This window comes from Pseudomonas sp. GW822-FHT03F08 (assembly GCF_058801265.1).
Genome location: NZ_JBXANC010000005.1, coordinates 517853 through 529415 on the forward strand (window position 1 = coordinate 517853; position 11563 = coordinate 529415).

General features: G+C 59.3%; 9 protein-coding genes. 2 read left to right on the forward strand and 7 right to left on the reverse strand.

Annotated features, from left to right (window positions below; genetic code table 11):
* Positions 1-5: 5 nt before the first annotated feature.
* The 7 genes from AC1RME_RS15805 to bamJ all read right to left on the reverse strand — a co-directional run bounded on the left by AC1RME_RS15805 (position 6) and on the right by bamJ (position 8136).
* A complete protein-coding gene (locus AC1RME_RS15805) occupies positions 6-422 on the reverse strand; it encodes a hypothetical protein (protein ID WP_176504911.1) in 417 nt (138 codons plus the stop codon).
* The gene (locus AC1RME_RS15810; RefSeq protein WP_493091548.1) at positions 422-5203 is read right to left on the reverse strand and encodes an RHS repeat-associated core domain-containing protein; all 4782 of its coding nucleotides are present in this window, start codon (positions 5201-5203) and stop codon (positions 422-424) included. Before AC1RME_RS15810 ends, AC1RME_RS15805 begins: the two co-directional genes overlap by 1 nt.
* A gap of 225 nt (positions 5204-5428) precedes the next feature.
* Entirely contained in the window at positions 5429-5836 is a 408-nt protein-coding gene (locus tag AC1RME_RS15815) for an SEL1-like repeat protein (protein ID WP_096823015.1), read from the reverse strand.
* Positions 5837-6208 (reverse strand): hypothetical protein, encoded by a 372-nt coding sequence (locus AC1RME_RS15820; protein WP_003223109.1) that lies wholly within the window; start codon positions 6206-6208, stop codon positions 5837-5839.
* Entirely contained in the window at positions 6205-6546 is a 342-nt protein-coding gene (locus tag AC1RME_RS15825; RefSeq protein ID WP_007950435.1) for a helix-turn-helix domain-containing protein, read from the reverse strand. Before AC1RME_RS15825 ends, AC1RME_RS15820 begins: the two co-directional genes overlap by 4 nt.
* Positions 6547-6660: 114 nt before the next feature.
* Positions 6661-7116 (reverse strand): YkvA family protein, encoded by a 456-nt coding sequence (locus AC1RME_RS15830; RefSeq protein WP_096823014.1) that lies wholly within the window; start codon positions 7114-7116, stop codon positions 6661-6663.
* Positions 7117-7416: 300 nt separating this feature from the next.
* Positions 7417-8136 carry a BamJ family beta-barrel-assembly machinery protein gene (gene bamJ, locus AC1RME_RS15835; protein WP_096823013.1) on the reverse strand — a complete coding sequence of 240 codons (720 nt, stop codon included), beginning with the start codon at positions 8134-8136 and terminating at the stop codon, positions 7417-7419.
* A gap of 270 nt (positions 8137-8406) precedes the next feature.
* On the opposite strand from bamJ, the gene AC1RME_RS15840 reads away from it, so the two are divergent.
* Both AC1RME_RS15840 and AC1RME_RS15845 read left to right on the forward strand, forming a co-directional pair.
* Positions 8407-10215, forward strand: a complete 1809-nt coding sequence (locus tag AC1RME_RS15840) for a di-heme-cytochrome C peroxidase (RefSeq protein ID WP_096823017.1) — start codon at positions 8407-8409, stop codon at positions 10213-10215.
* A 26-nt stretch (positions 10216-10241) separates the two neighbouring features.
* Complete coding sequence (locus tag AC1RME_RS15845) at positions 10242-11378, forward strand: catalase family protein (protein ID WP_176504914.1); 1137 nt, start codon at positions 10242-10244, stop codon at positions 11376-11378.
* Positions 11379-11563 lie beyond the last annotated feature (185 nt).

Genomic DNA, 11563 nt, shown 5'->3' on the forward strand with positions numbered 1-11563 from the left:
GATAACTACCATGTGGACCGATCCTCACCAGCGGCTTTCGTAAGATCCTTCCCCCAAGCTTCCTTCGCAAACTTATAGAGATCCTGGAAGAAGCCGCGTGGATCCTCTAGAGAGTACCATTCTCCCCGCGGCCAACTTGCTGCTTCGCATTCATCGACCTCGAATAGTTCTTGAAAGTCATAATTTTGTTCCAAGAGCAGCAATTCCAAATTTTCAACTAGTACTAGCTTATGCCTATAGGAAAGGTATGGCAGATTAAGACAATACTTCCTGATAAGAAGCTCTCTATCAGCAGAATCATTAGGATTGTAAACCTCGAGTTCCGCACCTCGAGTTTCCTCCCGATCATAAACGTCAAAAACGCCTACAAACCACATCAAATCCGGCTCAAACTCTTCATTTAAATATGGATCTTTCAACATCACTTCACCTCGGTCGGAAATGCTGTAAACGGGTTTTGTGTATTTACCTGATCAAACTTAACTTCAAACCAATTCAAGCTTTCATTCAAGCTAGGATTTTGATTGTCTTTTTTATTCGGCCTGTACCCACGCCCTGCACCAGGTAGTTCCAACCTCACTATTGGATTTTTATTTTGATCTTTTCCGGTGTGCATAATCAAGCCATTCTTATCCTTCGTCATCGCCTTATTTAGCGCGCCCAAATGCATGCGCCAATTATGAAATTGAGAGCTCAGGTTGCCTTTTGCACCTTTGGGAATTATTCCAGTGTGAGGATCAGCACCATCGATAGCTCGCTGTTTAAGTGCTGGATCAGAAATTTCAGAACTATGTTTTTTGACGGTGTGCATACCATAAAGGTCTTCATATTCAGTTACCCGTCGCTTGGCGTTCTCCTCTGCCACCTCATCAATCCTCGCCCGCCGCTCCTGCGCTGTCATCTTTGGCAGAGGGGGCGCACCCTCTTCGACGACCACGCGACCGGCTTCGTATCGCATCGGACGGCGCGGGGTCGGCGGCGGGCACGTACAACTCAACCCCAACGGATCCACCCACCCCGTCGGATTCGGCACGTACCGGTACTGATTCAACCCACCCGCCAGCTTCACCGGATCCGGCGTCAAATACCGCCCCACCTCCGGGTCGTAATACCGGTGCCGGTTGTAATGCAGCCCGCTTTCGTCATCGAAGTACTGCCCCTGAAAGCGCAGCGGCTGATCGAGATAATCCTCGGTCGCCAGCTCCAGCGAAGTGACCTTGCCGTAGGCGCTGTACTTGGCTGACCAGACGATGTCGCCGCTGTAGTCGGTCAACTCCTGCGGGGTGCCGAGGTGGTCGAGTTGGTAGTAGAACGGGCAGGCGCGTTTCGGGCCTTTGCCGTCGAGCATCGCCAGAGGGCGGAAGGTGCCGGGTTCGTAGATGAAGCTGCGGTGTTGTTCCTTGCTGCTTTCGGCGATCAGGTGGTCGCCTTGCCAGAAGAACTCGGTGCTCTGGCCGTTGACGGTTTTGCGGATACGGCGGCCGAAGGCGTCGTATTGATAGGTCGCGGTGGTGCCGTCGGGGCGGGTCAGGCCGATCAGGCGGTGCTGGCTGTCGTAGCGGTATTCGGTGACGAGCTGTTGGGCGCGGCCTCGGCGTTCGCGGATCAGGTTGCCGAAGGCGTCGTAGTCGTAATGACGATCGCCCTGCATCAGCAGGCGGTTGCCTTTGATGTGTGTGGGGCCCGGACGGTCCTGCAGCAGCAGGTTGCCGGCCGGGTCGTGAGCGAAGTTTTCCGGCACATCGTCGCGGGTGTGGCGCACGCGAATCAGCCGGTCGAGGGCGTCGTACTGATAGCTGCGCTGGCCGTGACGGGTGTCGGCGATGTGCTCGAGGTTGCCGTTGGCGCTGTAGGCAAAGTCGCGGCGATACAGCGCACTGCGTTGATGGCCGACCGCGTGGGAACGTAAGCGACCCTGTTCGTCGTAGGCATATTCGCTGAGCAACAGACCCTGTTGCCGTTGTTGCTCTCGGCCGGACTGGTAGACATGACGGGTGAGCGAGGCGCCGTTGAGGTCGATCGCGGTCAGCGCGCCGCCCTTGGCGTAGTGATAGTCGAGCTTGCTGTTATCCGGCAGACGCATCCGGCTGAGTTGGCCGCAGGCGTCGTAGGTGTAACGCAAGGTGCCCCAGCCCTGATGCTCGAGGACCAGTCGGTCCTGCAGGTCGTATTCGAAGGCCAGCGGGTGATTCTGGCCGTCATCGACACCGGTCAGCCGGCCGAGGCGGTCGTAGCGGTATTCAATCGTGCTGGCGTCGGGCAGGGTCTTGAGCAGCAGACGCCCGGCACTGTCGCGCTCATAAGCGGTGACCAGCGTCGAGCCGTCGTCGCCGTACTCGGTCTTTTCCAGCAGATGGCCGTTGCGGTCGTAGGCATACGCGGTACGCCGTCCATCGAAGCCGGTTTCCTGTCGGATCAGTCCGGTGGGCGTGTAGTCCAGAAGATACTTGTCGCCGGACTCGTTCTCGATTTCCGTGAGCAGCAGCTGCGCATGGTCGTAGCGGTACTGCAACCGCGTGCCGTCGGGGTTGATCCGCCGGCTGACCAGGTGCAGGTCATCGTCATATTCGTAACGGGTGATACGCCCCAGCTCGTCGCGTTCGGCGGTGATCTGGCCGTAGGCGCTGTAGGACCAGGCCCGCGTCGCCCCGGTTGGCAGCGTCGTCTGGATCAGTCGGCCCACGGCGTCCCAGGCGTGACGGGTAACCGCGCCGTGTTCATCCTGCGCAGTAATCCGCCGCCCCAACGCATCGCAGGAAAACTTCCGCACCCCACCGTCGGGCAGGCTTTCCTCGACCAGTTGCCCAAGGTCGTTCCACACAAATACATGGCGACCACTGTCCGGATAACGGATCGACAGCAACCGCCCCTGCGGGTCGTAGTGGTAATGGGTGACATGGCCGTCGGGATCGACCGCTTCGGTGATGTCACCCTGCGCATTGCGCCGGTACGTCCACTGCGCATCGCCACGTGAGCGGCTGTGCAGGAAACCGTGGCGGTATTCGTAGGACGTCGGCGCATCGTCCGGCGGAATCAGCGCGATCAGCCGTCCGACCTCGTCGTAACGGTATTCGGTGACCGCCCCCAGCGCATCCTGCTCGGCGACCAAGCGGCCCTGCGCGTCGTAGGCCTTGAGCTGCTCGCCACCGTCAGCGGCGACCTGACGCACCAGCCGCGCGGTGTCGTCGTGGACGTAAACCTCTTCGCGGCCGTCGACGTACTGCACCGTGACGCTGCCGGCGTCATCCCAGACGTAACGCGTATCCATCTGCGAAAACGACGCCCAGTGCCGCACGCAACGCGCCGCCTTGCCGGCACGCTCCCACTCCCAGAAGAAGCTCGCGCCACCGCTCAGTTGCCGTTGCAGGATGACGTGCTGGTCGTCGTAGTCGTAACGCTCGCTTTCGCCGACCGCGTTGGTCGCTTCGATCAGTCGATGACGCGCATCAAAGCGGTAGCTGACCAGCGTCTGCTCGGTGCGCCAGGCCGCATCGCGCCAGACTTGATAATCGACCGCGACCAGATGCGCCCGCTCGTAACGCAACAGCAGTGAACGACCGGCCCCGCTATCCAGGCGCTGCACACGGTCGGAAAGATCCCGATGTACCGTCAGACGATTACCGTACGCATCGCTAATGAGCGTCAGACGCCCAGCCCGAAAGTGATAAAACCGCGCCGCTTCACCAGCCAGCGCAACAATCAACTCCTCCGGCTCATCCCCGAGAAAAATCGCCGCCCGCGACAAACTGTTGTGAATCGCTGGCCGCTCGACACTCGGCAACGGAAACCGCGTGCGCCGGTTCTCATGGTCAACCCAGACCACCGAAGCGCCATCAACCTCCAGCCGATGCGCCAGCGAATGGCTCCAGCCAAACCCCAGCCCGACATCGATCTCGACCGCACTGGTGCGATACAACCGGCTGAACTCAAACGACAGCAACCCGTCGAGTACGCCATCGGTCAGCGTCAGCAGCTCTTCGCCAGTGACCATCGACACCGGGCAGCCATTGGTACAGGTCCGGGGTACACAGTCAGCGCTGTCGCCGTTGGGGTTCTTCGCCTGATCAGGCTTGTCGTCGTGATGCTCGTCCTTTTTCAGGGAAGCGTTGCGTTTGGCATCCCAACGCAATTGCATGCGGCCCTTTTTCACCCCGGCTGCGATACCTCGTGCGGCGACGGATTTGTACTGGTTCACGTAGCCGATGAAGGTGCTGACAATGCCGAACAACGCCTTCACCAGACGCGTCACCGCCGACAACAACTGAGCGCCACGATCCACCAGGCGAAAGGTCAGATACGCAATCCCCGCCCCGGCACCGACGAAGGTCAGCACAATGCCGATCAAAACGTCGATCAGCAGTTGCACCACCACCATCGAGACGGCTTCGGCGGTTTTCCCGGCGAGTTCGCCGGGCGGCAGCATCTCGAGCCACAGACTGGCCGTACGCAACAACAGACACAGCGCCGCTTCGTCACTGACGAGCAGTTGGAGCTGCTCCATTTTTTCCGGCATCGACGCCGCGAATTCGGCCAACGCCGTCGCGCCATCTCCCAGCCGACCCGCAAACTCGAGAGGATCTTTGAGAATCTCCGACAGCAACCCAATGCTGTCCCACACGCCCTCAATCGCTGCCCAACTCCCGGCCAGCAAGCCGTTGCCCGCCGCCGTCGCCACCGACTGTGACCACTGCGGCTTGAAGCCCTGCCACTCGCTGCGCAGCCAACTATCCAGCTGCCGGGTCAGGCTATCGTAGGAATCGAAAAGCGCGTCGACCTGCTTCTCGCTGGCCTCGCTGTGCACTAACACACGATAGAACTTGCCCGCCTCTCCGGTGAACAACCCCTTGCCCTGAGCATCGAGCGTGACGGACTTGACCTTGCCGCCATCCACCGCCACGACATCGACTACGATGCCGCCCAACGGAATGTCGTACACCGACTCGAACTTGCTCTCGATCTCCATTTGCCCGGTTTCCGGGCATTGCACGACAGCCGAAGAGAAACGGTTGTCGTCAATCGCGACCGCTGTGCTGTGTTCTCCGAAACGGATGATCCGCTCCATCCCCATCAGCGACGGCAGATCGGCTGCATGACTGACGCTGTCTGCCGAACGACTGAACCAGTGCCTGAGCTGTTCGCGATAGAGATCGAGGGTGTGGGGAAAGCTGTCGAGTGCTTGCTCGATGCGGGTGATGGCTTCCATCAGCGCATTCCCAGGCGCATGACGAAATGAAAAACCGGGTCGAACATGTGCGTTCCCTCGCGCAAAAATCAGGCGAAGGACTTTGCGGGGGATCAAACAGAAAAGAAGTCAGGCGAGTAGGCGATGGATGTAGGAGAAGTCTGTAACTGATCTTTATCGAACAGCAGACGCAAAAACGGGGCGGGAGGTTTCCCTCACGCCCCGCTCAGGGAACACAAAAATCGCTTACCGAGAATGATCCCGACCGGCCAGCTCTTTCAACTTGAGCTCAGCCAGCGGATGCCCGGCCTTGGCGGCCATGGTCCACCAGCGAGCGGCTTCCGAAGGATCGGGCGCTTTACTGGGCGTACCTGCAAGACTGATGACACCCACCTGATACGCCGCCTTGCCATCTCCGGCCAGCGCAGCCAGCCGCAGCAATCGAACACCCTCCTCACGCGCGCCCAGGCCAACGCCGCGAAACGTCAGGATGTGCCCGTAAAAGCTTTGCGCGCCGACGTCGCCCAGGTTGGCCATACGCGCAAACTGCCCTTCGAGCCAGCGCCAGCCTCGGGGCTGACGGACAAACCACGACCAGTGAAACAGCCTACGGGCCAGCCAGTAACTTGCCCGCGCCTTGAGTCGTAAAAACACTCAGGCCTCCGCCGATTCCGGGTATTCGTATTCAAAGACCCGCACCACTTCCGAGGCGTGCCATGAGGCTGCGGCAACACCATCGGACGGCCCGGAAAAACGCCCCAGACGCTCGACACACTCAAAAAAACCGGTGCGTGGCAGACGACTGGCGCCCTGGCTGATCACCAGCGAACTGCGCAACGGTTGTTCGGCTTTCGCGTCCAGCGCAGCGAGATGCTCCAGTGCAGCGGTCAATGTCTGCATAGCCGGCGTGGGCAGTTGCAGACGCTCGAGCAAGGCTCGATAGGTCAGAAGATGGCGCTGCCTGCGCGCCTGGTCCAGCTCCCCCAGCAATCCGTCCCAATGTTGACGACTGATGCGTACGCTCACGATTGTTCCCTCCACCCTGGCACCGTCAACTCCCAGGCCAGGCTGCGGCGAATCGCAGCGTCGGGCAGACGCTCACCGCTTTCGATCATGGCCAGGTAAGACGGGCTGATGCCTACCGTGCGGGCGAGCGCCTCGATGGCGATGCCCTTCCCTTCGCGCAAACTGCGTAACTGATCCAGACCTGGAAGAATCGGGTCCGGTGTGGCCGCAAGCGGCGCTGGAGCCGGTTGCGACGGTGCTTCGTTAATGCCTGCTGCTTTCAGTAGAGCCTGATACTGAGCCCATGGCAGAACCGCATATTCGGGTTCGCCATCGCGTGCAATTATCTGAATATCCATGACTACCCCGTAGGACAACAACGCTTAGCGAGTCGGCACTTTTCCCTAGAAGTGTAATCCTAACAGCGGCCAAGGTCGTGGGGGGTATCTATCTGTATAAGAGGCTGTCGCGATTCAGGACTTTTTCGGACCCTGAAGCTGAAGTTGTTCGGGCGTATCGGGCAGGCGCTCGACAACCCTGAGCTTTTCCGGCGCCTGACGCTGACGCCACAGACGGAACGCAGTGAGCTCGTCGTCGAGGGTTTTCATCAGCCAGGCGAGGACGGCTATGTCATCGAGCATGCCGAAAACGGGAATGAAATCCGGGATCGCATCCACCGGACTGAGGAAATACATCAGGCCCGCAACGACCGAAACGATCGCCTTGGGACTGATCGCGCGATATTCGCCGCGCCAGTACGCCAGGCACAGCGCCTGGAGCAATCGCAGGTCATCCTTCAGTTTGCCGAGACGATTGCCCTGGGCGGCACCTTTGCTGGCCACGGCGAACAACAGCGTCGGCAAGCGGCCACGGGCCAGGAGTCGTCCGGCCAACGGCAGGAATCGGGCGAAATTCCATGGAGCTTTCATCTATTTCTCCCGTTGAAATGTTATCCACACAAATTGTGGATAACCTTGTGAACAGAGCTGCATTTCGACGCTGAGAGCCCCGGTTCATAAGGGCTGCGCTCAGATCGGGCGTTTTTTACTCACATAAAAAACCCCATTATTTCATTGACTTGGCGGCTCAGGGCGTCTAGCGCGGGCGGCCTCAAAGTCTAGGACTGTCGCGATGCGTATCGGTTCGGTCTGTTTACGCTCGCCGTGACCCAGATGCAACAACGCCCCGCATAAGCGAGGCGTTGTTGTTGAAGCCGATACCGACGCTTGTTACTTGGCGGCGGCAGCGTCTTCTTTGGCTGGATCCTTGATGGCCAGCAGTTCCAGGTCGAAGACCAGAACCGAGTTGGCCGGGATTGCCGGGCTTGGCGATTGTGCGCCGTAAGCCAGATCGCTAGGGATGTACAGTTTGTACTTCTCGCCAACGTGCATCAGTTGCAGGCCTTCGACCCAACCCGGGATCACACCGCTGACCGGCAGATCGATCGGGCTGCCGCGCTCGACGGAGCTGTCGAATACGGTGCCGTTGGTCAGCTTGCCGGTGTAGTGAACGGTCACTACGTCGGTTGGCTTAGGCTGTGGGCCGTCGGCTTTCTTGACCACTTCGTACTGCAGACCGGAAGCAGTGGTGGTCACGCCGGCTTTCTTGCCGTTTTCTTCGAGGAATTTCTTGCCGGCGGCTGCCGACTCTTCGCTCATCTTGGCCATACGCTCTTCGGCACGCTTTTGCAGTGCAGCGAAGGCTTCGACCAGATCTTCATCTTTCAGCTTCTGTTCTTTCTTGCCGACGGCATCTTCGATGCCCTGGGCTACCGCTTTGGAGTCCAGATCATCCATGCCTTCCTGAGCAAGGCTTTTGCCCATGTTCAGGCCGATACCGTAGGAAGCTTTTTGCGCCGGGGTTTTCAGCTCTACGCTGGTCTGCGAATCACAACCCGCGAGTACCAGGCTAACCAGGGCTACCGCCGCCGCCAACCGATGCTGTTTCATGCTATTTCCTTGTTCATGCGCCGAAAGGGCAATCGAGTAAAGCCGCGAGCTTATCAGGCCGCCACGACCAATGGCTACCGGCATGAGAGCAGGAATCTTCCGATAAGTTCAGGGATTAAAAAGCATTTGGGCAAAGGCATGATGAAGCTTCTGTCATCTTGATCTGACATTGACTGATGCCCCTTCCCACAACACTTGGCGTAATGGCCACTTGCCGCACACGGCTCGGCTCAGGCATAACAGCGCAACAACTCGACAAGGATGTTCATCTTGCGCCTCATATTCCGTGTGCTGACGCTGATCGTGGTACTGCTGGGACTGGTCCTGGCGGTGATTCTCTACTATGTCGCCAATCCGAAACTGCCCTTCCCGACGCCCGCCAAACAGGTCCACTACCTCAAACAATGGACTGACGAAGAGCGCCAGACCTACTACTTCACGCCGCAAGGCACCCAGGTCAAAGGCCTGCGTTATGAGTGGTTCCAGGCCCTGGAGCTGCCGTTCTCGCAGCAACGCTTTGCCTCCCCGGAATACCTCGCACACTTCGGTTTTCTGATCGACCCGCAGCAGAAAGCCACATCGAACAACCCGGGGAATCTGCCAGTGGGTTTCGCCCGCCATCAGAATCCCGGCAGCTCTGAGCAATATCTGGACATCACCTGTGCGGCCTGCCACACCGGCGAGTTGCACCTGAATGGCCAGGCCGTACGCATCGATGGCGGTTCGGCGCAGCATGTATTGCCTTCCAGTGTTCCTACATTGCGTGGCGGCAGTTTCGGACAGGCATTGGTCGCCAGTCTCGCCTCCACTTACTACAACCCGTGGAAATTCGAGCGGTTCGCCCGCAACGTACTGGGCAACGACTATGACGCCCGCCATGAACAACTGCGCAAAGACTTCAAAGGCTCACTGAATACCTTCCTCAAAGTGGCGTGGAACGACACCCATCGCGGCCTCTACCCCACCGAGGAAGGCCCTGGCCGAACCGATGCTTTCGGACGAATCGCCAACGCAACCTTCGGCGATGCAATCTCCCCCGCCAACTATCGCGTGGCCAACGCTCCCGTGGATTACCCGCAACTATGGGACATGTGGACGTTCGACTGGGTGCAGTGGAACGGCTCGGCGCAGCAGCCGATGGCACGCAACATCGGCGAGGCGCTGGGGGTTGGCGCTACCCTGAATTTCTTCGATGCCAACGGCCAGCCGCTACAGGGTGATGAACGTTATGCATCAAGCGTGCGTGTGCGCGATCTGCACAAGATCGAAGAAACCCTGCAAAAACTTCAGCCACCCGCCTGGCCAGAGGAGCTGTTGGGCAAGGTCGACAAACCTTTGGCGGCCAAGGGTCGAGCGTTATTTGCCGAAAACTGCGCTGGCTGCCACGTCCCACGGGTGACGCAAGAGGGTGAACGCTGGGTCCAGCACCTGCACATGTTGCCCGTCGACGTCATCGGCACCGATCCGAACGCGGCCAACAACATCGCCAACCACCGTTTCGACCTGACAGCCCTGCAATGGAATCCAGCAGAGCTGGAGCAAATGGACGTGAAGTTGCACCCCACTCCCAAAGAACCGCTCGACCTCAGCCAGTTATCCGTGGCCAAGGGCCTGGCTTACGTCACGGCGTTCGTTGAAAACCGCGCCTATCGCGAGGCTGGCGTCACTGCTGCTGAAAAACCTCAGCTCGACGGCTTTGGCCTGCCGATCGGTGTCCGGGAAAAAGTCGCCTACAAGGCCCGGCCGCTGGCAGGCGTGTGGGCTACACCGCCCTTCCTGCACAACGGCTCGGTGCCGAGTCTCTATCAGTTGCTGTCGCCTCAGGATGAACGCGCCACCACTTTCTATAAGGGCACCTTCGAATATGACCCTCGGCATCTGGGTTATCGCACCGAAGCCTTTACCAACGCTTTCCTGTTCGACACACGCATCACCGGCAACCACAACAGTGGCCATGAATTCCGCGCCGGCGAGCGCGGCAACGGGGTTATCGGACGGTTGCTGCAGCCCGAGGAACGCTGGGCGCTGCTGGAATACCTGAAAGTGCTGGGCGGCCCGCTGGAGGCGCAACTGCCATGATCTTCAATTCGTTCAAGAAACCATCGATGCTGGCGCGTTTCTGGTTGTGGCTGGGGCGGTTGCTGGGCAAAACCCTGCTGTTTTTGCTGGCGGTCGGCCTGATCGGCTGGGCTCTGGCAACCGCCTGGTTTGCCTGGCAACACCGAGGCACAGTGTCGGCGACGGAGCAGATTCCGGACGGCGAAGCAGCCATGACGCAGGACGTGATCCAGACCGCTGTGCGAATTGTCGATCAGCATCGGGAAAGCACGCGTTTTCTGCGCGACGCCCATGCCAAGGCCCACGGTTGTGTGAAGGCCGACGTGCAAGTGCTGCCAGATCTGGCTCAGGACCTGCGCCGAGGTGTTTTCAGCGAGCCGGGCAAGGTCTGGCAGGCGACAATGCGCCTGTCCAACGGCAACGCCTATCCGCAGTTCGACAGCATCCGCGATGCCCGGGGCATGGCGATCAAATTGCTCGATGTGCCGGGCAAACAGTTGCTCAGTGACCGTCAGGGCCTGCACGAACAGGATTTCGTGATGTTCAGCCATCCGAATTTCTTCGTCAGTGATGTCGCTGAATATCGTCAGAATGTGGCGGCGCAGGCTGACGGCAAAAAGGTCATGGCGTTTTTTCCGGGCTGGGACCCGCGAAACTGGCAGATCAGGCATTTGTTCATTGCGCTGGCGACGCTTTCTCCGCCACCAGAGAGCCCGACACGTACGACCTACTTTTCGGTATCGCCCTACAAATTTGGTGAGGCCAATGCGAAGTTTCGGGTGATGCCGGATCCGGACAACTGCCCGGCGTACACGCTTCCGAAGCAAAACCAGGATCTGCCGAATTTCCTGCGCAGTGCGCTGAATCAGCAACTGTCCACGGATCGGGTGCCCGCGTGTTTTGTGTTGCAGATCCAGCGCCAGGACGCCAACCGGTTCATGCCGATCGAAGACACCAGCATCGAATGGCGCGAACAGGACAGTCCATTCCAGACCGTAGCCAAAATCACCCTGCCCCCACAGGACTTCGACACCCCGGCTCTGAACTTGCAATGCGACAACCTGTCGTTCAATCCATGGTTTGGGATCGAGGCCCACCGCCCGATTGGCGGGATCAACCGTCTGCGTAAAGCGGTGTATGAAGCAGTGAGTGATTACCGGCACAGTCGCAACGCCAGCCAGTAACAAACCGCAGAAACGAAAAAAGCGACCCGCAGGTCGCTTTTTTCATGCCCGGACGAGCAAAAAAGCCAATCGCCAGACAGCAAAAAGCCCGCACTGGGCGGGCTTTCTGTGGTGACCTGGCGTTCAGTGTTCCAGGTTACCGAATATGGCGCAGCGGACGGGACTCGAACCCGCGACCCCCGGCG

Coding starts and splice junctions, on each gene's coding strand:
- AC1RME_RS15805 (WP_176504911.1), bottom strand. CDS start 422: ATGTTGAAAGATCCATATTTAAATGAAGAGTTTGAGCCGGATTTGATG.
- AC1RME_RS15810 (WP_493091548.1), bottom strand. CDS start 5,203: ATGGAAGCCATCACCCGCATCGAGCAAGCACTCGACAGCTTTCCCCAC.
- AC1RME_RS15825 (WP_007950435.1), bottom strand. CDS start 6,546: ATGGATATTCAGATAATTGCACGCGATGGCGAACCCGAATATGCGGTT.
- AC1RME_RS15830 (WP_096823014.1), bottom strand. CDS start 7,116: ATGAAAGCTCCATGGAATTTCGCCCGATTCCTGCCGTTGGCCGGACGA.
- bamJ (WP_096823013.1), bottom strand. CDS start 8,136: ATGAAACAGCATCGGTTGGCGGCGGCGGTAGCCCTGGTTAGCCTGGTA.
- AC1RME_RS15845 (WP_176504914.1), top strand. CDS start 10,242: ATGCTGGCGCGTTTCTGGTTGTGGCTGGGGCGGTTGCTGGGCAAAACC.